Here is a 21,454-nt window from a genome sequence, read left to right as displayed (position 1 = left end):
AATGACATACAGGACGTTACTTGCCCTTGTCACGCTATGTGTGGCAAGCAGTGGCCAAGCCACTGAATTGATTTACACGCCAGTGAATCCCAGTTTTGGCGGCAATCCACAAAATGGGGCTTTTCTATTAAATAAAGCCCAAGCGCAGAATGACAATAAATCCAACTCGACCGAGAAGGACTTTGTTACCCGTTTTAAAGAATCCCTAGAGCGTAACATCATCAACTCGATCACCCGCGGTGTCGCTGATGGCGAAATCACCGATGGCGTTTACGATACTGGCGATTTTCGTATTGAAGTGGCATCGACAGGAAATGGCGTGATGTTGACCATCACGAATACTGAAACCGGTGAAATCACAGTGATTGAAATGCCGACGTTTGGAGGTATCAACTAATGGCCCGTTTAGTCTTTTTGGGTCTATTGCTGTTAAGCATGTCGGCCTGTAGCTTGATCCCAAAACCCGATTTAAATATCACGCCTGCCGAGGTTAACCCCTTGAGTGAGGTGATGCGTGGGCTACAAACTCAACCTGGCCCTAAGTTTCCCATCCCAGTAGCCGTGTATTCCTTTCGCGATCAAACTGGCCAATATAAACCACAGGCGAACGTGAGTTCGTTTTCGACTGCGGTGACTCAGGGCGCAACTTCGATGTTGATGCAGACCTTGCTCGATTCTAAATGGTTTACCCCAGTAGAACGTGAAGGGCTACAAAACCTGCTGACTGAGCGCAAGATCAGTAATAAACAGAGCGGTACTAAGGGTGATGATGTGCCCGTATTATCCACCGCCAGATTGTTACTCGAAGGTGGCGTCATTAGCTATGAGACTAACACCAGCACAGGCGGTAGCGGTGTCGAATACTACGGCATTGGCGCTTCGGAAATGTACCGTGAAGATCAGGTGACCATTTATCTTCGCGCCGTCGATGTGCACACAGGTAAAGTGATGATGTCGGTCTCGACCAGCAAACGTGTTTTATCCCAAGAAATGCGCGCGGGTTTATTCCGTTACACCAGTTTAAATCGCCTCGCCGAGGCCGAAATCGGCTTTACTACCAATGAGCCAGTGCAGTTTTGCGTGTTGCAAGCCATTGAATTAGCTGTCGCTGAGCTGATTGATAAGGGCATTAAGCAAGGCTACTGGAGTCCAACTCAAGTCACCCAGCCAGTCGAGAAAGCGCAGGAATTGAGTCAGAGTTAGGCGCTAGACGTCGGAGTTAGATATCGCTGAAAGCAGGCCTCTGCTTTAACTCTTAGTCACTATATGTGTGAATACGTAAAAGAAGACCGAGCCAGTTAAACTGACTCGGTTTTTTATTGGATTAATTTCTGCAGTGGGTGGACATTGGCAGTGTTGTGGGCAGTGTGGTGTTAGTCCGCTTGCATGGCCTTCCAAAACAGTTCAAAACTGGCATCGCGGTACGTTTTATTCGTGCCTAAGTGCGGGTTATCGATGAAGAATCGGGTTGCCGCCAGATATTGGCCATGGCAGTTTTCTAGCATCAGCTCCAGCGGATAGTAGGCGATTAATCCCTCTATTTGTCCTTGCTTAATCAGTTCGCTAATAAAGCCTAAGATGCTGTTCATCGCCTGATCGCGCACCTTAGCGGCAATCATGGGCGACATTGAATATTGTTGAAAAAACAGCTGTTTGACAGGGTTGTCCAGCGACCAATCAATCGCACTTTGCCATAGTTGTAGGGCATTGAGCTTTAGATCGCTGCCCTTATGGGTGTTTAACAGTAAGGTATCGGCAAATTCTTGTTTTATAGTAAGAAACAAAGATTCCATCAAGGCTTCCTTGGAAGGAAAGTGATGGAACAAGGTACCTGTTGCTACGCCTGCTTGCTTAGCTATCGAGGCGGTGGACGTGCCATGAAACCCTTGGCTGACAAAGAGTGCTAAGGCCGTGTCGAGAATGGCTTGGCGCTTATCTGTCATGGTTTTAATAGGTTGCGGCGTTAATGGCTGATTCAAAATTTATCCCCCAATGACTAACGCAAAAATAACTTCATTAAGATGCGCTGGATAACAGTGCCATAGGGCGGGTGCACCAATTTGCCCGTGTTGAATCGACCACGGCTGAGTACCGTTTTAGCGTGGCTGAAGGTTAAAAATCCTTCCTTGCCATGGTAGTGCCCCATGCCAGATGGGCCGATTCCGCCAAAGGGCGCATCGTCGGCGGCGACATGGAACACGGTTTCGTTAATGCACACGCCGCCAGAATGGGTCTGCTGGAGGATTTTTTGCTGAGTTGGCTCATCGAAACTCATCACATATAGCGCTAGCGGTCTTGCTCTCTGGTTGATGTATTGAATCGCTTCATCTAAAGAGTCGTAGCCAATGATCGGCAGTAATGGACCAAAGATTTCCTCTTGCATCAATAGCATGTCTTCACTGGTATTCGTGATTAGCTGAGTTGCGAGTTTGCGATGTTGGTTATCTATGGCTTCGTCTGTCGCCGAAATAACATGGGCACCCTTAGCTTTCGCGTCGTCGAGCACTGTCATCAAGCGGTCAAACTGACGGGTATTAATGATGCTGCCGTAGTCATTGTTGTGGTTTATCGCGCCGTACATGGCATTAAATTTAGTTCGGTAGGCGGCAATAAATTCATCCACTTTTGATTTTGGACATAGAACATAATCCGGTGCGACGCAGATTTGTCCGGCATTCAAACACTTACCATAAATCATTCGTTCTACTGCTATCTCAAGCGGCATATCGGGGGCGATAATGACTGGCGATTTACCGCCCAGTTCGAGTGTCACTGGGGTGAGATTATTGGCCGCGGCGCGCATCACATGGCGGCCAACTGTGGTGGAGCCGGTAAAGAGTAAATGATCGAAGGGCAGGGCTGAAAATGCGGCGGCAACATCGGCCTCACCTTCAACGACTGCCACGTGTGACTCATCGAAAACGTGTGCCAGTAGCTGTTTGATCACTTGGTTGGTCGCAGGGGTAAATTCAGACAATTTGAGCATGGCGTGATTACCCGCGGCGATGGCGGTCACTAGTGGGCCAATCGACAGCATGACGGGGAAATTCCACGGCACGATAATACCGATAACGCCTATAGGCTGATAATGCACTGTGACTTTGGCGGGTGCGAGCAACAGCCCCGCATGGCGAGCACTGGGCTTGAGCCATTTTTTTAGATTTTTCAAACTGTAATTGATGTTGTTGATGACAGGCATAATGTCTGAGATCAGGCTGTCATCAATCGATCTATGGCCATAGTCTTGGCTTAAGGCTTCGACTAAAGGCGTTTTAAATTGCAGTATGGCCGCTTTAAGTCGAGTTAATTGCTCCACTCGCGTAGCGTAATTTGGATTCGGCGCCGCTAAATAACTGCTGCGTTGGCGTTGGAGCAACTGAGTCAGTGGCGAGGCATTACGGTGTTCGGTGGCCATATTCATAGTGGTTGCTCCAAGCGAGATTATAGGCTGAGTCTTATTCGGCACTTTAGTTAAGGTTTAATCTTAACGATTGAACCTGTTATTAAACAAAGACAGATAAATAAGTACCGACTGATTAGTCGGTTTTATCCTAGCTTGCTTAGTGAGATGGTGCAAGGTATCTGGTGTATTTTTGAGCAAGATCACGGCTTGTTGTGGCGTTAGCTTTTACACTAAATCAAGGGTTGTTACATAAGGAGCATGTATGGCATTGTTAAAACATGGAATTTCAATTGGTATTGAACGCTATGATGATGATTTCTTCGTTGCCTTTAAAGCTATCGGTACCTTAACTCATCACGACTGCGAGATGATGGTGCCTGTGTTGGAGTCGGCACTGGCGGGCGTAAAAGATCCCGATATCTTCGCTTTAGTGGATGTGACCGAGTTGGATGGCTTGGAATTACAGGCCGCTTGGGATGATCTCAAACTTGGGGTCAAGCATATTCGTCATTTCGAGAAGATTGCCATAGTCGGTAAGACGACTCTGCAGGAAGTACTGGCTAAATTGGCAAACTGGTTTACGCCTGCTGAGGTCAGGTTTTTTGTTGACAATGGCGACGCCGTTGCTTGGTTAAAAGACTAGTTGCTCAGCAATCCATTCGCGCCATAGAAGGAGTACAGATTATGCGTACAGGTCAAATACTCTGGCCCACAGATTTTTCGGAAACTGCGGCCCATGCACTGAGTTATGCCATTGAAATGGCTAATCTATACCATGTAGGACTAAAAATTTTACACGTGGTTGAACAGCCGCTCGGCGATGAAAACTTTATGATTCTATCGATCACTCCAGAAGAGCTGGCTAAGAGTATGGAGGAAGCGGCAGCAACCAAGATGCAGGCGCTGTTAGAAGGGTTAAACACTGAACTTTCCATCACGACCTTGATCCGCCGCGGCGATCCTGTGTATCAGATTTTAGAAGAGGCCAACAGTAAAGATATTGGCATGGTAGTGATAGCGAGCCATGGCCGAACTGGGATTTCGCATTTTTTACACACCAATGTCGCAGAAGCGGTAGCTAACGGTGCGGCTTGTCCTGTGCTGGTGGTGAAGTAAGTGAGTTAGTGGCTTGACTCAATAAATCCAAAGGACGCTTATTGCGTCCTTTCTTTTTGATTGATAAAGAATAATTAATTGAAATGGGTACGCAAGAAGCATAGCTAACTGCTATAAAATAGTGGTATTTTGACTTTAATAAATAGCCTGATTAAAACTCAAATGATGGATAAGCTTATGCGTACTCAAGAAGTGTTATGCCCTACGGATTTTTCATCCACCGCAGCCCATGCGCTCAAATATGCGGTTGAAATGGCTAATCTTTATCATGTCGATATTCGATTATTGCATGTGACAAGCCCAGCCCGTGGCGCCCATTGCTATGGTATTGCGGTCGATATTCCCGCCACATTGGAAAATGAACTTCAAGCCTTTGTCGATGCAAAAATGCAAAGTTTGCAGCAGGAAATGCAGCAAGATCTCAACGAGGGACTCAATATTAAGCTAGTGGTGCGCCATGGTGATGCTATTGATGAGATTTTAGCGGAAGCCGTCGATGTCGGCATGGTGGTGATTGCCAGTCATGGCAGCAGTGGTTTAGCGGATTTTTTAAAGCCCCATGTCACACAAGACATTGTTAAGTATGCGAAATGCCCTGTGCTAGTGGTGAAGTAAAACTTTTGCATAAAGAGCCTTAAATAAAGAGCTATAGATAAAGCTCCTCGAGAAAACCTAGTAGGAATCGTTTTTAATTATTTTAGGTTCTGTTAGCTTGGTTGACGCCTCGGCTTCATTTTCTAATGACATCAGGCGTCGATATTTTTCCTGCAAGGCCACTAAGCTCCCATCTTGGGTAATTTGTTTGAGTCCCGCATTAAAATCATCTCGAATTTGTTCACTGAGAAACGCAAACTTATACTCCGTTGGTGGGAATATTTGGTGGCAAATGGCCTGTTGTTTTAAATCTTTTTCAGTTAGTTTTCCCTCAAGATAGGCCTGTTTTAGGTAATATTTGAAGATATTTTTATCCATTACCACGACATCGGCTCTGTGTTTCATCAGCATATAAACTTGCTGCACTTGCCTCGCTTGTTCTTGGTAGCCGCTATTGGCCTTAACCATTTTGGCAAATTCTTCCCCCAGTAACGATGATGAGCGCTGAAAGGCGACGACTTGCTTGTTTTTTAAATCATCTATGCTATTGATAGTAAAATTATTGGCTTCGAGGCTAATGGCGCAGTTTTGGTAGGTTATCGCAACATTGGAGTAAAAGACGTTGTCGAGCATGCCATCTTTAATGTTGATGATACCATCGAGTTTACCTTCCTTGAGTTCATGGAAAGTGCGCGCCAGTGGCAAGTAGTGGATAGAAGCGGTATGACCTTTAACGGCGAGGGCTTGGTTCAGTAATTCGAGTTCGAGTCCGCTATTGGTTGCTTGGATAACATAGGGGGGAATAGACAGGCTGACGCCTATCTTAATTTCTGCCGCTTGGCCGAGCTGAGCGCCGCATAAGGTGAGTAACCCCATCAATTTATAGCGGTTACGACGAGCCACTGAGCTATTTGGCTTATTTAGATTTTGCGCCATAAGTTACCAATACCTCCGCGGTACACACTTGCAACTGTGTTTGATACTCGCCAGTCTTTCCATGACTCGATTGAGTAAGTGTAGTGTGCCTGTGAACTCAGCACGGCTTTATTTATTCAAATACGCTAAAGAATGAGCAAATTAAAAGGATGAGCCAGGTTCACGCAGAAAGGCAATTTCCTCTGCTGTCGATTCTCTGCCTAAGATGGCGTTTCTATGTGGATAGCGACCAAATCTGTCGATAATTGCCTTATGTCGCAATTCAAACGCTAAGTTAGCCATCGCCGCCTCGCGATTAAACAGTTTAACCGCGACTTGATGGATCATGGCTGACTCGCTGTGCATATAGGGCATAAAGAGAAACGGCACTTGCTTAGGTTTGATTGCCAAATCAACCTGTTGGGCAACGGCTTCTTGGGCGAGCACTAAGGCGAGGGTATCAGCTTCGAATGCGGCAGGCGTATCACGGTAAATATTACGGGAGAATTGGTCGAGTACTATGATCTCCGCTAATCGGCCTTGGGGCGTGACTCGCCAATGGGAAAGCTCACCACGTTTAGCTTGAGCTAATATGTCCCCAAAGCGCTGTTTGATTTGTTCATCAAATTCAACATCTTTAATCCACCAAAGCTTTGGCTCAATTTCTTCAAACCAAAATGTCAGTATTTGATCGGCTGTAATTGTCTGGCTCATCTTAGCGTTCCCTCATAGGTGGTGAGTGACATTACAAATAACAGTTGTTGGGGGAGGATGACAAGTCGTTTCGCTTGATTTAGGGGGAGATTGGTTATCTGAAGAATTGGTCGCTCAGCGGAAGTATTTAGTGTTGGCTATTGCCTTATTGACTGAATATAAAGTAGTTTTGATGATAATTACTTTTGTCTCTAGGCAGGTCATTCTATGTCATCTTCAATGCCAGTATCCCAACAAGTTTCGAAGCAACATAAGGCGTTTTTGCGTAAGCTCTATTTAGCGCATTTAATGGATGATGACCGCCATAACCTTTTATCACTCAATAAGTTAACTGGAATGCCGCGCCGCACCTTACAGGATGCAATCGCCGCATTTGAGGATATAGGTATTCGGGTCGAGTTTGTGCAGGAAGGAAGCCGTAACAATGCTGGATATTACCGCATAGTGACGTGGGGCCCAATCAGCAGCGCTTGGGTTGATACCCATCTAAGTGAAATCGCCGATCTGATAGGTGTTGTTGAGAGCGGCGAAACCGCAGTGTGAAGCGGTAAGTTTTAAGTTCGGCAATCACGTCATAAAAAAATAGGCGGCAAATCCTGCCCAACTTAACAGTAGTAGGGCGATGGCAACCCAAGTGGCGCGGGTGAACTGGCTTTGGGAGTCGAAGGCTTCGTCAGCATCGTCTAGATCATTGATGTCATTCACTGTGCGAGATTTCGCTTTCAACTGTTGTTTACGGACTTTATCCCGCTCACGGGCTTTGGCTTTAAGCAGTTTTTTATACTCGGCGATGCCTTTTTCAATCCCTTGGGCAATGAGCTTAGTTTGCTCTTTGGTTTGTCCTGGCTTTTGGGTGGCTTTGGCTGCGACCAGTGCTTCTTGCTGAGTTTCTGTCGAGATAGTGGGTTTCATCTGGATTCTGCCTGATTTAACGCGACTTAAGTTAACGCGACTTAAGTGAATGCGGCTTAAGTTAATGCGGTTTGAGTTAACGCGCCTGCGGCTGAAATATACTCGTGAATACGAGAGTCAATATGCCCGCGAAGCTGCTCGCTAATTCGTTAGTAATAAGCGAGCGAAAAGTGTCATAGCCAGATTATACCCACATTAGACATTAAAACTTACAGCCAATATCTTCATTTCATTAAAAAATCAGTGGATGTCCACCTTGTGGTGCAGGGACGTACACAGGTTCATAGTCCCATACTTCACGAATGGTATCGACCGACAAGGCTTCCGCTGGCGTGCCTTCGCTCACTATTCGCCCTTGTTTTAATACAATTAATTGATCGCTATAGCGAGCGGCTTGGTTAAGGTCGTGCAGTACCACTATCACAGTGTACGCGTGCTGATGAGCTAAGTTTTGGGCTAACTCAAGCACTCTGTGTTGCTGGGCGAGATCTAATGCCGATGTTGGCTCATCCAGTAATAGTATGGGCGGGAATGGCGATTGACTGAGTTGAGTCAAGACGCGGGCGAGCTGGACTCGCTGTTTTTCGCCGCCAGAGAGAGTTGGATAACTGCGCTTAGCCAGATGGGTTAAGCCCACTTGCGCTAGCTGCTCGGCAACTAACGCTTCACCCTCTTTGTTACTGATGGTTAAGGGATAAAGACCCATAGCGACCACTTCGGATACAGTAAAGGGGAACGTCAGACTGGCGTGCTGTGGCAGTACGGCTAAGGATTTTGCTAGTTCGCGCCTCGGCCAATCCACCAGCTGGCTATGGCCTAGGCGGATACTTTGCCTTGGCGTACTTATTTCTTGGCAAAGGGCTTTGAGTAGCGTCGATTTCCCCGCGCCATTGGGGCCGAGTAGGGCGGTTACTGCACCGGGTTTAAATTGCACATTAATATCGCTGAGCACCGTTTTCTGCCCAATGCTGACATCGAGCTGACTAATGCAGAGCTCAGTGCGCTCAAACTGTGCATTAGCTGAATGAGTTAGGTGTGCTCTAGGTGCTAATTCAAAATCTGATCTTGATTCTGATTCGGCATAGGAAGTGGCAGTCATAACGCCTCGCTTAGATGAGCTTACTGCGTTGTTGCAGTAGTAAGAAGATGAAGAAAGGCGCACCGATGAGCGCGGTCACTAACCCAACCGGTAACTCTGCTGGTGGCAAGAAGGCGCGAGCGCCGATATCGGCTAAGGCTAATAGGGCGGCACCTAAAAGGGCGCTGATGGGCAGCAGTTGGCGATGATCTGGCCCTAACATCATGCGGACTAAATGCGGTACCACTAGGCCGATAAAGCCAATAATGCCGGTCGCCGCGACGCTTACGCCAACGCCTAAGGCACAAAGTAAAATAAGTCTAAGCTTGAGCCTATCGACATCTATCCCTAAGTGGCGCGCTTCGGATTCGCCAAGCAATAAGGCATTGAGCGCCGCCGCATCTTGGCGAAATCGCCAGCTGAGTAATGCTAAAGTCACGAGACACAGGCTGACATACATCCACTGCGCACCCGCTATCGAGCCCATCTGCCACAAGGTTAAGTCACGCAGCGCCATGTCGTTGGCAAGATACGTGAGCATGCCAATTCCTGCGCCTGCCAGTGCTGCAATAGCGACCCCCGACAGCAGTAACAACACGACCGATGTTCCGGTTGGGCTACTGGCGAGGCGATAGACAACAAGGGTGGTGATTAAACCCGATACAAAGGCACTGATGGGGATCATAAATGGATTTGCATTTGGTAACAGCACGATACAGATGGCCGCGCCAAGAGCTGCGCCAGATGACACCCCGATAATACCGGGATCCGCCAAGGGATTACGAAACAGTCCCTGCATCACAGCGCCGCACTGGGCGAGCGTGGCGCCTACTGCCAGTGCCAATAATGTCCGCGGCAGGCGAACATTGTTGATCACCAGTTGCTCATGGGGTGCAATATTGCCGATGTTTTGCTGGGTCGCCCAATTAAGCACCGCGCTTAGGGTATCCACTAGGCTGATACTGACCGGCCCTGTGCTGACCGAGAGTAAGCAGCTTAGGGCTAACAGTGTGACTAAACTGGGCCAGAGCCAGCGATTGAGGAACATCTCAACTATCCTTTCTATTTTTATCAGGTGACTAATCTGGTGTGTGAGTCAGTGGCGCTAATCTGCGAGTCCGATTAGTGGCTCATACAAGCCATTCAAATAAGTGACTCATATAATCAACATGAGCCCCCTGAGTAGTGACGGTATTCGTTACTATGCAGGTTACCGATTTTGTTTGAGCAACGTGCTAGCAAGCGTATCGGCTGCGCTAATGGCGCTGATGCCTAAACCGCCGAGAAGGGCTTGCGGCGCGAGTGTTTGTATATGGCCATTTTTACCCGCAGGAGTATGAGCGAGTAGTGGCATCTCTTTCATCAGTTCTTGGGCAATTTGTGCGTTGGTTTGCTCGGCGGGTTTATCGCTGCGCTTCGACAGCAAGATAATGTCGGGCTGCAAGGACAAAATCCCTTCCTGAGACATACTTTTGTAGCCATCAAACTCGGCGATATTCTGTGCGCCTGATAGCGCGATAATGGTATCAGCGGCAGTGCCTTTACCGCCGACCCGTGCGCCACGGCCTTCTTGTAGCAGCATAAAGAGGATTTTTGGCTGAGCGCCAGCATCGCTTATTTGCTGTTTTTTATCCGCCAAGCTTTGCAGTTGTTGATGTAAGTCCTGCTTTAACTTAATGGCGTTATCTGGGCGATTGAGTAATTGACCTAAGGTATCCACATTGCTCATTAGCTGCGGCTCATCGTTCGTTGCGGGTAACTGCACAACTTGGATATTGGCTTGTTTTAATACACTGAGCGTGGTCTCAGGCCCCATGACATCCGAGCCGACAACGAGTGTTGGCGAGAGCGCAATAATGCCTTCGGCGGAGAGCATTCTGTGATAGCCAAGCTTAGCCACATGGCTTAAACCGTCAGGTACATAGCTGGTGGAATCTATGGCAACCAGCTCATTACCCGCATCGAGGGCGAGCACGAGCTCAGTGACGCCCGTGCCCGCACTCACGAGTCTTATCTCATGTTCAGATTCAGCACTAAAGACGCTGGACGATAGCAAAGCTGCAAATGCTGAGGCGATAAATACCACTTTGCTTAATGGCTTAAATCGGCTTAACGGATTAAATGCGCACTTAGGCTTATGCGGATGGCCAAGGGCGCTAGTATCTATTTTTAATGACATTTTAGTTGCTTGAAACAACATGGTTGAACTCCTAATACAAACTTGTTCGCCACAGGCTTAGATACTGTTTCTAATCATCAGACTTTTAAAGTAGTTGCTTTAAAAATCAATACGTTAAGTTCAGTAGATTAAAATCAGTAAGTTAACAGTCGTGGTTTACTGCCTGCATCTTTTCGTGTTGGTTTTGGTCTTTAGCTAGAGAGGCTGTACTAGCTGTGTCTCTGGCTCATTATCTAGCTTGCTCATTTGGCTTTTGGGGGCAGATAGCGGGCTTGGCAACGCGCTAATGCTCCATCAATATTTGAGTCTGGCTGATGGACTGCGTCTGCAACAGCGCGAGCAGTTGCATCAAGGGCTCCACGGGCGCGGCCTTATCGGCGGCAATAATGACGGTCGCCTCTGGCATAGTGTTAAAATGTGCGGTAAACGCGGCGGTAAAAGTCGCTAAATCATCAAATGTCTCACTATCGATTGCCCAATAAGGCGCTGTCGCCATGATATTGATGGCAATCGTTGGCTTGTTGTCGATTGCTGTGATGGCCGAACTTGGGCTTTGCGGCACATCTACCGGCAAGCTGAGTAGTTGGGTGTTTGCCGTCAGCAGTAGAAATACCAACACGATAAAAATAATGTCGATTAACGCGGTTAAATCTAGGCTCGGAAGTTGCTCAGGCGAAGCAATGCCTGCCTGCGAGCGCGGTGATGCATCTGCACTTATCATGTCTGTGGCTCAATCTGGGAATGAGAGTTGAATGCCGATTTTTGCTCAGTGCTGCTGTTGCTGACTTGGTTGAATGCTTGGTATTGATTGTTATCGATTGAAATATCTTCGATACCCGCTAACCACAGATTGAGTTGATTGAGCACGTGCCCTGCGCGCAGACATTGTCCTTGAGCCCAAATGCCAAATAGATGGGCGGCGGTAATGGCGGGCACGGCGATAATAAGTCCGGCAGCTGTGGTGTTCATCGCAAGGCCGAGTCCAGCGCTGAGTTGCGCTGGGGTAACTGGGCCTTGTGATTGCCCAAGCTGGGCAAACATATCGATGAGGCCTAGTACGGTGCCAAGTAGGCCGAGTAATGGGCTGATAATGCCAATCACTTGTAGAACCTTAAGCCCGGCTTGCAAGTCGCGTTGCTGTTTGTTGAGCCACAGACTGAGTAATTCTTCCCTTAGCACTTTGGGCTGGTGGACTTGTTTGAGTAACAAGGTCGCGCCACGGGCGAGTAAATCTTGCTGTGCGCTGGTTTGCGCTAGCAGCGCGCTGACGTTTTCAGTGGTCGCCATCGAGCTTGATTGACGCAATGACATTACCCAAGCCTGTTTTTTCGGCCAGATTGACAGCAGAGTTTGATGCAAAAACAAGGCGCTACGTTCAAGGCAGATCATCAAGGCCAAAAATGCACATAACAACAAGGGCCAAGTCAGTACGCCAAGCTGAGTCTGTAGGGTTGAAAAATCAGTTATGGGCATTAAGCCTCTCCAATCGATTGAAAAATCAGTTTTATACGTCAGTGAGTGAATCAAAAAGTGAGCTTTACTATGGCTCACTATTTAGCGCTTTATCTTTCGTACTGCAGGCTTTCCTGTTGCCTGTTTTCCTATGGCTAGCTTTTCAGCGATAAGATTGAGGCCCGCTAGTTAAGCGCGAAACGAATAGGCACTCTGACCTTGTAGTGACTCGCTAACCTTGGCGTCGGCGCCGCAAATTGCCAGTTTTCAACCGCAGCGATTGCTGCTTGATCTAGCAGGCTGAAGCCTGAGCTTGTGACTAACGTCAGTGCTAGCTGCTCGCCGAGTTCGTTAAACATCACTTCTATAGTTGCAGTTCCTTCGAATCCTTTCTTACGTGCTATTCGCGGATAAGTCGGTTGCGGTGGCGCTGTAGCAAACAGCGGTTTGGCTAATTCCACTATGTTGGTTTGGAGGCTGTCGTTAAATGGGGCATTGTCAGCGGCTGCACTGTCTACATTTTGAGTCGCTTTTGCATCTAGTTCGGCTGCGTTAGCGATTAAATTCGTTAGTTCATGTGCTGTTTTGGGCTCTGTTTTTAGCTCTAATTCTTGTTCAACATGTTCGGGTCGCTTATGTGCTAAAGCGTTCGTCACTAAAGGATCTGCATCTGGATGACTTTTAGTCGTGGGCTTTGCGGCTGAAGATTTTTTGACTAACTGGCTGTCAATTCGTTGATCCGCTTTGGTTTTTTCAATAGCCTCGATAACCGTTTTATCGACAGATTCCGCTGTTGATACTTTTCGCGCGGTGCTGTTTACGCTTGCTAGCTTGGATTCTGCTTGCGTTATGGGCTCGACACTGGCGTTGCTGCTTGTCGTGCTCGTCGCAGCAGAAAAATTGAGGGTGACACGATTCGCGCTGGGAGCGTTCGATGCTTGATTTGCACTCGATGCTTGGGCGCTTTGCAGCATAGTGATAGCAGGCTGCGAGGCGATAACACCCGTTTGGATGGCAACAGTTAACGCGCCAAAGGCAAGATATCGTTTCGGTGTCACAGCAACCTCTTTTTCCTAATAAAGCACTTCTGCTCATTTATCTTCGCTAATTAAGATATCTCAATATAAACAAGATCGCAAATGATAATGATTTGCATTTGATCTATTTTGTTATCTCAGGTAGAGTGCCTGCAATAGCTCGAATGAGCGCTTAAAAAAACAGCTAAACCGACAATTTATCCTACTTTATGGGTACTGATTGCCTTGGGCTCGATCTGGAAGTGGCTCAAGTTTGAAAGAGCCTAATTTGGAAAGGAGCATCTGTAACAGACTCAATCTCAAAAGGATTGGTGTCTGGAAAGAGACTCTGGGCTCAGTATTGAATTGCACGGGAACAGCTGATTATCACTTGAGGATGAAGAGATGAAGAAAAAGCCGTTAGTGATCGCCATGGCGATAGCACTGAGCAGTACGGCCCTAAGTTTTACGTTAGCGGCAGAAGAAAATGTTAAGCCTGTTGTGCAAGGTGATACGGATAAAAAACTCGTTACGAGAGAGTTTGATGAAGTGTTAGTGAGCGCAACCCGCATCAGCGAGAAAGCCTCCGAAACCAGCCGCAGCGTAGCCGTGGTGGGTGAAGAGCAACTTGCGGTTGCTCAAGCATCATCCGTGGCCAATGCCCTTAAAAACGAGGCGAATATTACGCTAACGAATGGCCCAAGAGCTTCATCTCAAGGGGTTGAAATCCGTGGTTTAAGTGGCAGTCGAGTACTGCAGACTATTGACGGAGCAAGACAAAATACCGGCTCTGGCCACAGAGCAACTTACTTTATGGACCCTGAGTTGCTGAAATCCATTGAAGTGCTGCGCGGTCCAGCCAGTAGTTTGTGGGGCAGTGGCGCACTGGGTGGCGTCGTTGCGCAAAATACTAAGTCAGCGCAGGATTTCTTAGCGCCCAATGAAACCTTTGGTGGCTATTTCAAACAAGGTTATGAAACCAATGGCTCGCGCACTAAAACCAGTGGCGCGATTTATGGTCAACAAGACAGTATCGATTGGTTACTGAACGGCTCTTACACCGACTCAAACAATATAAAAACCGGTAATGACGAAACCCTAAGCAACAGTTCATCTAATGGCAGCAGTGGTTTAGTTAAATTCGGTTGGCAAGCCGATGAGGCATCACGTTTAGAGTTATCTGCGAGAGTCAATAAGATCAATGAATTAGTGCCAAGTAATCCTTCTGCGGCAGCCAGTAATTCAATACCTTTAGTGCGTCGCAAGACAGACGATCAAAATATCACCTTAGATTACAGTTTCAATCCAGCCAATAACCCGTATCTGGATACTAAGATGCAAGTGTATTGGAACAGTACCGACTACGATGAAGACCGCATCACTAAAGGTCAGCTAGACAGCACTGAGTATCGTACAGTGGGCATTAACCTCAATAACAGTTCGCGCTTGGGCAATACTTTGTTGACCTACGGCGTTGATGGCTTTCGCGATACCATAGAAACGACGCGTGATGATTCGGGTCAAGTGGGCCAGCGTCCGGGAAATATTGATGGTGAAACCACAGTATGGGGCGCTTTTACGCGGGCAGATATTGAGCTGACTCAGACGTTAAATCTGGATGCGGGTCTGCGTTATGATAGCTTTAAAAATGACAGTAATAACCTCAATTTATCCTCCGATGATAATGAGTTATCGCCATCACTAGGGCTAGTTTGGCAGACTCAATCTTGGTTGACCTTAAGTGCCCGTTACGATCAAGCCTTCCGCGCACCTTCGGTAGAGGAAATGTATTCTAGCGGCACCCATTACTGCATTCCACCTATTCCGGGATTTTTGCCCCAAGGTCTATGCAACACCTTTGCGACCAATCCGGATCTAAAGTCTGAAAAAGCCCGCAACAAAGAAATCAAAGCAGACTTACGTTTCAGTGAGTTAGCCGGTGATGATGAATTAGCGTTGACGTTCAACATCTTCCGTAACGATGTGGACGATTTCATCGTGCAGCAAGTGTCTAATCCTTGGCATGGTATTCCTGGGTTCGAGCAAACGACCTCATGGAATAACGTCGAAGATGCGCGTTTAACTGGCTTTGAAATTAGCGGTCGTTACCGAATTGGCCAAACTCGCTTAGCGATGAATTATGGCCAAACCCATGGTGAAGATCGTAAAAATGGCGGCGATATTGAAGGTATACCCGCCAATAAATTTAACGTTGATTTATCCCAAGGCATTATGGAAGGCGACATGAAGCTCGGCACTCGCGTCACTTATGTGGCGACGCAGTCGAATACGCCTGATGGCTTCAAAGTGGCGAAATACGACGATTACACCCTATGGGATGTGTATGTCGCGTGGGAGCCGACTATGGGCGCGATGGCGGGTGTGAGAGTGGATTTCGCCATCGAAAACATCGGCGATGAGAAGTACCAACAAGCGTGGCAAACCTTGTATCAACCGGGCCGTAATATGAAGTTATCGGCGCGCTATATGTTCTAAGCCCTGCATTAAAGTGCTGACTTCCGTTTCGGCAAATGCTGAGTGTTAAATCTGATCAAGCGGTAAACGGGAGCCAGCGTTTAATGCCAAGCCACTCAATAGTCACTACCGCTGGAGACAGTAAAATGAAGATGACACTCGATAGCGAGCTCGATGTCGCGCCAGATTTAGGCTCTGAGCAACGTCAGCTAAGTGAGCAACAAACGCAACTGCGACAACGATTTGAGCAACAAGCTGATTTAATGCCAGCGCAGCTCGCCAGTGAATTAGGTATTGCCGAGCTCGAAGTCGTTGCCGCCCTGCCGCCCGAACAAGTGGTGTTTGTCCCGTTAACTCAGCTCGATACATTACTGCAAGCCTTACCCGAATGGGGAAAGTTAACCACTATTGTGATGTTATCGGGCAGTGTATTTGAATTTAAAGGGGATTTTCCCGAGGGAAAATATGCCCACGGTTATTACAACCTCTACAGCAAGGGCGACGGTTTGCACGGGCATCTCAAATTAGATGCCATGCGTGGCATCGCTTTGATCAGCAGACCTTTTAGAGGCAGCGAGAGCCATTCGATTAACTTCTTCGGCAGCGAAGGGGAGGTCGTATTCAAAGTATATTTAGGTCGTGATAAACAAAGAGCGCTGTTTCCTGAGCAAGTTCGCCAATTTAAAGCACTCGCGACTGCCTTTGCCTCGGTGCAATCACATATCTGAATTGCAGCATTAACGACAGTATTTAAGGAACACAGCAAATGAAGCCTGAAATGACCGAACAAGAACAACGTTTAAGAGACAAGCTTTTACCTGAGATAGAAGCCTTCAAACAGCAAAGGGAAACCTTACAACTGGCCACGCTAGGTACAGATGGCCAGCCTAATGCGAGTTATGCCCCCTTCGCACTGGCTGATGATGGTTTTTATATTCTGGTGAGTGACTTAGCCCGTCATGGTCATAACTTAAAGCACTCATCTAAGGTCTCTGTGATGCTAGTTGAGGATGAAACCGCGGCCAAATCGGTTTTTGCCCGCAAGCGTTTGACCTTTGATGCGATTGCCGAGGCCGTGCCCCGTGATACGCCCGCCTTTATTAAGGGCGTTAGTGTGTTATCGGCCCGTTTTGGCGAAATGTCCGATAACCTTGCGGCATTAACCGATTTTAACTTATACAAGCTCGCGCCCCATCAAGGTCTTTATGTGAAAGGTTTTGGCCAAGCATTTAGCCTGAGCGGCGCAGAGTTGTTAGATGTGGATTGGAAGCGTGATGGCCACCATGGCACGCCAAAAACGCCGGAAAACCAGCAAGTCGCTTAAGTCGCGCTAAGCGATGGCAATAAAACCAACCCGCACTCGCTGCGGGTTTCTTTTATGCTTTTCTTTTGAGTAAAACCACGCTTTGCCCTTGAATTTACCCGCAACAGGTAGCATCTAATTGATATGCTTTAAGCAAAGCTGCGCTGTTAACGGCTTGCAGATACCCAGTTCAGGTGAATGTTATGCTTGAATTGCCGTTCCCTACCCGAAGGATATCCCAGTGACAGAGCCGACCGTCGAATTAGCTAAATCTTCCGAACCCATTAATGCTGGCGCAGAGCAATTGCCCGAAAAGTTAATTCCAGTCACGCCTACAACAAGCGCTGATGCTTCGAAGGTTAAACCAACCTCAGCGCAGCAAAGATCCGTATTGCCTTGGATTATGGGTTTTCTTAAACCCTACAAACTGAAAGTCGTTGCGGCGATTATCTGCTTGATGATAGGGTCACTCGCTTGGCTATCATTGGGCCAAGGTGTGCGCTTAATGGTTGATGAAGGCTTTGTGCGCGACAATGCGCAGCGGCTGAATGAAATCATATTGTTAGTGCTCGGAATTACCGCCGTCAGTGGCACAGCGGTGTTTTGCCGCTTCTATTTAATGACTTGGCTCGGCGAGCGGGTCAGTGCCGATATTCGTCTAACTGTTTACAATCAACTGCTTAAACTTTCCCCCGCCTTTTACGCTAAAGTGCGCACCGGTGAAGTGATCTCCCGTTTTACCGCCGACTCTACCTTGCTGCAAACCGTGGTGGGCTCGAGTTTATCTATGGCATTGCGCTCAAGTGTGACGGTACTTGGTGGTTTGGTGATGATGGGGATCACCAGCGTTAAGATGACATTGCTGGTGTTGTTGGCCGTACCTTTAGTGTTGGGACCGGTGATTTTTTTCGGTCGTAAAGTGCGTACGCTGGCGCGAGAAAGCCAAGACAGGGTTGCCGATCTCGGCGCTTATGTGGATGAAACACTTCATGAAATTCATACGGTACAAGCCTATGGTCATGAAGATAAAGACCGTAGCTTATTCAATACCCGCGTCGAAGATGTGATGTCTGCGGCAAGCGGGCGGATCCGTTACCGTGCCTTGCTGATCTCAACCGTGATGTTTTTAAGTATCGCGGCGATTGCTATGGTGACTTGGGTCGGTGCCCACGATGTGATGGCGGGTAAGATGACGGGCGGTGAGTTATCCGCCTTTATGTTTTACGCTGTGATGGTTGCAGGCGCTGTGGCGACCATTAGCGAAGTAATCGGCGAAATTCAGCGGGCTTCTGGCGCCGCCGAGCGTTTAATTGAACTGGCTGAAACGCCAGTGGATATTCCCGTTGCAACTCATCCTATTGTTTTACCCGCCAAGGTCAGTGGAGAGTTAGTCATAGAAGGACTCAACTTTGCCTATCCAGAGCATGATGCCTTAGTGCTAAAACAGCTCAATATGGCTATTGCCGCGGGTGAGCGGGTCGCCTTAGTCGGCCCAAGTGGCGCGGGTAAGAGTACCTTGTTCCAGTTATTGCAGCGCTTTTATGTGCCTAGCACTGGCAGTATTCGACTGGAAGGGACTGATATTGCCAAGCTTCTGCCACAGGATTTGCGGGCGCAGTTTGCTCTGGTGCCGCAGGACTCTGTGATTTTTGCGACCAGCGTACTTGAAAACGTGCGTTATGGCCGCGTCGATGCGACTGAGCAAGAAGTGATAGATGCTTGTATCGCGGCCCGTGCCCACGAGTTTATTAGCGAATTTACTGACGGTTATCAAACCTATTTAGGCGAGCGTGGCGTGCGACTTTCTGGTGGGCAAAAACAGCGGATCGCCATTGCGCGGGCGATTTTAGCCGACAGACCCATATTGTTACTCGATGAAGCGACCAGCGCCTTAGATGCGGTAAGCGAGCAGAAAGTGAAGCAAGCGTTGGACGTATTGATGGCGGGTAAAACCACCTTAATTATTGCCCATCGCTTATCGACGGTGATCAATGCCGATAGGATTTTTGTGTTCGATAAGGGCGAGATTGTTGCCTGCGGGCGCCACCAAGAGTTGATGCAATCCAATGCGTTATATCGTGAATTTGCCAGTCTGCAATTGTTAACCGAAGAGGCCAATGCCAGCGCCTTGAATGAGACAATTTAGGTAAAATAAAACCCAGTTGCTAGCTGAAACGCTCAAGCTAGCTCACTGGGTCTTTTATTGTGCTTTTGTTGCTAAGCTTTGTTAATCAGCTTTGTCTTTAAGTACGGCACTGTAAGTGCGGTCTTCAAGCCTTATCTTTTAGCTCGCGGCGCAGAATTTTACCTACGGTACTCTTAGGTAATTGCGTCATAAATTCAATGACTTTTGGCAATTTATAGGCGGTCAATTGCTCGCGGCAATAGGTTAGAATGGCCTCTTTAGCCTGTTGATGATCTTGGCTATCATCCTTGAGCGCGATAAAGGCTTTAACCGCTTCGCCCGAGTGTTCATCTTTTACTCCCACCACGGCGCATTCGATCACACTTGGATGGCTCGCCAGCACGTTTTCCACCTCGTTGGGATAAACGTTAAAGCCTGAGACTATGATCATATCCTTTTTGCGATCAACAATTTGATGGAAACCTTCCGCTGTTGCTATGGCAATGTCACCGGTTTTAAAGAAACCTTCTGGAGTCATGGCATTGGCGGTTTCCTGCGGATTATTCCAATAACCCCGCATCACTTGTGGGCCGCGCGCGGCTAATTCTCCCGCCGTACCTAAGGGCACTTCAAGGTTGTTTTCATCTAAGAGTTTAACTTCAGTGCCAATCACAGGTTTACCAATAGTGCCAAGCTTTTGATAACCGGGCGCATTGAGTGAAATCACCGGTGAGGTTTCAGATAATCCATAACCTTCGCTGATCATATTGCCTGTCGTCTGTTGCCAAATATTCGCCGCTGCGGCCGTGAGTGCAGTGCCGCCAGAGATAGTGATTTTTAAGTGGCTAAAGTCCAGCGCCTTAAACTCGGGTTGATGGCATAGGGCGACAAACAGGGTATTGAGTCCTGCAAATCCCGTGAAGGGGTATTTGGCGAGTGTCTTAATTAAGCCACTAATATCACGCGGATTTGGAATTAATACCGAGCAACCGCCGCACTCGAAATACAGCACTAAGTTCACCATAAACGCATAAATGTGGTAAATCGGCAGCGGCGCAACAAAGATATCTTCCCCTTCGGTGATCACGCTCGCGATGCGGGATTTTACCTGCGCCGCATTGGCGAGCATATTGCCGTGGGTCAACATGGCACCTTTCGATAATCCTGTCGTGCCACCTGTGTATTGCAACGCCGAGAGGTCGTTGAGGTTTGAGATGAATCGGCTAAAGGGAAGGTCAGCCCCTTGCTTTAAAATCTGACAAAACTCGACATTCTTAAGCCCTGTTTTTGGCTGCACATGCGGATCGATCAAATCTAAAGGATGGGTGGAGATGACAAGTTCTATTTGAGTGCTGTCGATGACTTTGGCCAAGGTCGGCAATAGGTCGGATAACACCACGAGCGCTTTAGCACCAGAATCATTGAACTGATGAATAAGCTCGCGCTCGGTATATAAGGGATTCGTGTTAACAAGGATTAGCCCAGCCCTGATGGCGCCGTAGGCCGCGATGACAAATTGGGTGATATTGGGCAATTGAATGGCGATGCGATCGCCCGGTTTGAGTGTGGTCTTATTCTGTAAATAGGCGGCAAAGTAACGAGAGTCGCGTTCTATCTCATTAAAACTGCTGGTTTTACCAAGGCAGGCATAGGCGGGTTTATCGCCATAACGTAGGCTGGTTTTCTCGATCAGATCGACCAGTGATGAGTAGTCTAGTTTGAGTTGAGAGTCTTGATCGTATGCCATGCTGAACTACCTCAAAGATGATGTTTATTAGTTGTTATTATTCTGGAGTTAAACAGGTGTTTAGATTAGAGGGTGTTAGCACTAGAGGTCAATGCTTATCGCGAAAAACATCGCTATGCCAATAACGGTATCTTTATGTAACAAATAGTATTTTTACTCTAAAGCTGAGGCGTTAAGGATAGCGTAATTATCGTGTCATCGATAAAGCACTAATAGTGCGTGAGTGGAGAGCATTCGAGATTTTGTAATGGGTATGTTTATAAGAATTCAATTTGCTTTTGCTTAAGCTTATTTTGCGTAACGTCGAATAACAGATGGATTGCAGCCACTGCTAATAGATGCCTAAGATTGGATTTTATTGAACGAAGAAGCGCTAAAGATATCGCAAGAAACACACTGTCTTTTGGGGATGAGTGTTTGATTTA

At 47.6% G+C, this 21,454-nt stretch carries 22 protein-coding genes; 10 read left to right on the top strand and 12 right to left on the bottom strand.

All coding sequences use genetic code 11. The features are described from left to right. Position 1: 1 nt before the first annotated feature. Positions 2–397, top strand: a complete 396-nt coding sequence (locus DYH48_RS16245; protein ID WP_006082812.1) for a curli assembly protein CsgF — start codon at positions 2–4, stop codon at positions 395–397. Next, positions 397–1,203, top strand: coding sequence for a CsgG/HfaB family protein (locus tag DYH48_RS16240; protein ID WP_006082811.1), 807 nt, complete (start codon positions 397–399; stop codon positions 1,201–1,203). Before DYH48_RS16245 ends, DYH48_RS16240 begins: the two co-directional genes overlap by 1 nt. Before the next feature lie 170 nt (positions 1,204–1,373). On the opposite strand, the gene DYH48_RS16235 is transcribed toward DYH48_RS16240, so the two are convergent. Together DYH48_RS16235 and DYH48_RS16230 are read right to left on the bottom strand one after the other, a co-directional pair. Continuing rightward, positions 1,374–1,979 carry a TetR/AcrR family transcriptional regulator gene (locus DYH48_RS16235; RefSeq protein WP_172481200.1) on the bottom strand — a complete coding sequence of 202 codons (606 nt, stop codon included), beginning with the start codon at positions 1,977–1,979 and terminating at the stop codon, positions 1,374–1,376. Between the two features lie 17 nt (positions 1,980–1,996). Next, complete coding sequence (locus DYH48_RS16230) at positions 1,997–3,421, bottom strand: coniferyl aldehyde dehydrogenase (protein WP_115335345.1); 1,425 nt, start codon at positions 3,419–3,421, stop codon at positions 1,997–1,999. A 244-nt stretch (positions 3,422–3,665) separates the two neighbouring features. On the opposite strand from DYH48_RS16230, the gene DYH48_RS16225 reads away from it, so the two are divergent. The 3 genes from DYH48_RS16225 to DYH48_RS16215 all read left to right on the top strand — a co-directional run bounded on the left by DYH48_RS16225 (position 3,666) and on the right by DYH48_RS16215 (position 5,134). Continuing rightward, on the top strand, positions 3,666–4,046 hold the full coding sequence (locus DYH48_RS16225) for a SpoIIAA family protein (RefSeq protein WP_115335344.1): 381 nt from the start codon (positions 3,666–3,668) through the stop codon (positions 4,044–4,046). A 41-nt stretch (positions 4,047–4,087) separates the two neighbouring features. Then, complete coding sequence (locus DYH48_RS16220) at positions 4,088–4,519, top strand: universal stress protein (RefSeq protein ID WP_006085854.1); 432 nt, start codon at positions 4,088–4,090, stop codon at positions 4,517–4,519. 177 nt (positions 4,520–4,696) lie between these two features. Then, on the top strand, positions 4,697–5,134 hold the full coding sequence (locus DYH48_RS16215) for a universal stress protein (RefSeq protein ID WP_006082806.1): 438 nt from the start codon (positions 4,697–4,699) through the stop codon (positions 5,132–5,134). Between the two features lie 57 nt (positions 5,135–5,191). On the opposite strand, the gene DYH48_RS16210 is transcribed toward DYH48_RS16215, so the two are convergent. Beyond that, on the bottom strand, positions 5,192–6,049 hold the full coding sequence (locus tag DYH48_RS16210; protein WP_115335343.1) for a substrate-binding periplasmic protein: 858 nt from the start codon (positions 6,047–6,049) through the stop codon (positions 5,192–5,194). Between the two features lie 141 nt (positions 6,050–6,190). Next, complete coding sequence (locus DYH48_RS16205) at positions 6,191–6,742, bottom strand: DUF924 family protein (protein WP_115335342.1); 552 nt, start codon at positions 6,740–6,742, stop codon at positions 6,191–6,193. 207 nt (positions 6,743–6,949) lie between these two features. Between DYH48_RS16205 and DYH48_RS16200 the strand changes: the two genes are divergently transcribed. Further along, complete coding sequence (locus tag DYH48_RS16200; protein ID WP_012088454.1) at positions 6,950–7,285, top strand: winged helix-turn-helix domain-containing protein; 336 nt, start codon at positions 6,950–6,952, stop codon at positions 7,283–7,285. A gap of 24 nt (positions 7,286–7,309) precedes the next feature. On the opposite strand, the gene DYH48_RS16195 is transcribed toward DYH48_RS16200, so the two are convergent. The 7 genes from DYH48_RS16195 to DYH48_RS16165 form a co-directional block, all read right to left on the bottom strand. Further along, positions 7,310–7,654: a DUF2956 domain-containing protein gene (locus DYH48_RS16195; protein WP_071940176.1), complete on the bottom strand. Its 345-nt coding sequence runs from the start codon at positions 7,652–7,654 to the stop codon at positions 7,310–7,312. 232 nt (positions 7,655–7,886) lie between these two features. Beyond that, positions 7,887–8,753, bottom strand: coding sequence for a heme ABC transporter ATP-binding protein (locus tag DYH48_RS16190; protein ID WP_115335341.1), 867 nt, complete (start codon positions 8,751–8,753; stop codon positions 7,887–7,889). A gap of 10 nt (positions 8,754–8,763) precedes the next feature. Beyond that, complete coding sequence (locus DYH48_RS16185) at positions 8,764–9,780, bottom strand: FecCD family ABC transporter permease (RefSeq protein WP_115335340.1); 1,017 nt, start codon at positions 9,778–9,780, stop codon at positions 8,764–8,766. Between the two features lie 162 nt (positions 9,781–9,942). Continuing rightward, positions 9,943–10,932, bottom strand: a complete 990-nt coding sequence (locus DYH48_RS16180) for a hemin ABC transporter substrate-binding protein (RefSeq protein ID WP_115335339.1) — start codon at positions 10,930–10,932, stop codon at positions 9,943–9,945. A 262-nt stretch (positions 10,933–11,194) separates the two neighbouring features. After that, positions 11,195–11,632, bottom strand: coding sequence for an ExbD/TolR family protein (locus DYH48_RS16175; RefSeq protein ID WP_063883735.1), 438 nt, complete (start codon positions 11,630–11,632; stop codon positions 11,195–11,197). Beyond that, positions 11,629–12,384 (bottom strand): MotA/TolQ/ExbB proton channel family protein, encoded by a 756-nt coding sequence (locus tag DYH48_RS16170; protein WP_115335338.1) that lies wholly within the window; start codon positions 12,382–12,384, stop codon positions 11,629–11,631. Before DYH48_RS16170 ends, DYH48_RS16175 begins: the two co-directional genes overlap by 4 nt. A 164-nt stretch (positions 12,385–12,548) precedes the next feature. Further along, entirely contained in the window at positions 12,549–13,421 is an 873-nt protein-coding gene (locus DYH48_RS16165) for an energy transducer TonB (protein ID WP_115335337.1), read from the bottom strand. A gap of 363 nt (positions 13,422–13,784) precedes the next feature. Here DYH48_RS16165 and DYH48_RS16160 point away from each other — a divergent pair, with 363 nt between their 5' ends. The 4 genes from DYH48_RS16160 (at position 13,785) to DYH48_RS16145 (ending at position 19,303) form a co-directional block, all read left to right on the top strand. Beyond that, positions 13,785–15,875, top strand: a complete 2,091-nt coding sequence (locus DYH48_RS16160; protein WP_115335336.1) for a TonB-dependent hemoglobin/transferrin/lactoferrin family receptor — start codon at positions 13,785–13,787, stop codon at positions 15,873–15,875. 125 nt (positions 15,876–16,000) lie between these two features. Next, complete coding sequence (gene hutX / locus DYH48_RS16155) at positions 16,001–16,582, top strand: heme utilization cystosolic carrier protein HutX (RefSeq protein WP_172599556.1); 582 nt, start codon at positions 16,001–16,003, stop codon at positions 16,580–16,582. A 38-nt stretch (positions 16,583–16,620) separates the two neighbouring features. After that, positions 16,621–17,178, top strand: coding sequence for a heme utilization protein HutZ (hutZ, locus tag DYH48_RS16150; RefSeq protein ID WP_115335335.1), 558 nt, complete (start codon positions 16,621–16,623; stop codon positions 17,176–17,178). A gap of 220 nt (positions 17,179–17,398) precedes the next feature. After that, a complete protein-coding gene (locus DYH48_RS16145) occupies positions 17,399–19,303 on the top strand; it encodes an ABC transporter transmembrane domain-containing protein (protein ID WP_115335334.1) in 1,905 nt (634 codons plus the stop codon). A gap of 124 nt (positions 19,304–19,427) precedes the next feature. On the opposite strand, the gene DYH48_RS16140 is transcribed toward DYH48_RS16145, so the two are convergent. Further along, positions 19,428–21,029 carry an AMP-binding protein gene (locus DYH48_RS16140; protein ID WP_115335333.1) on the bottom strand — a complete coding sequence of 534 codons (1,602 nt, stop codon included), beginning with the start codon at positions 21,027–21,029 and terminating at the stop codon, positions 19,428–19,430. Between the last annotated feature and the right edge of the window lie 425 nt (positions 21,030–21,454).

This window comes from Shewanella baltica (assembly GCF_900456975.1).
GTDB classification, from domain to species: domain Bacteria; phylum Pseudomonadota; class Gammaproteobacteria; order Enterobacterales; family Shewanellaceae; genus Shewanella; species Shewanella baltica.
The sequence above is the reverse complement of the archived record's forward strand: the minus strand, read 5'-3'. Positions and strand labels throughout refer to the sequence as shown.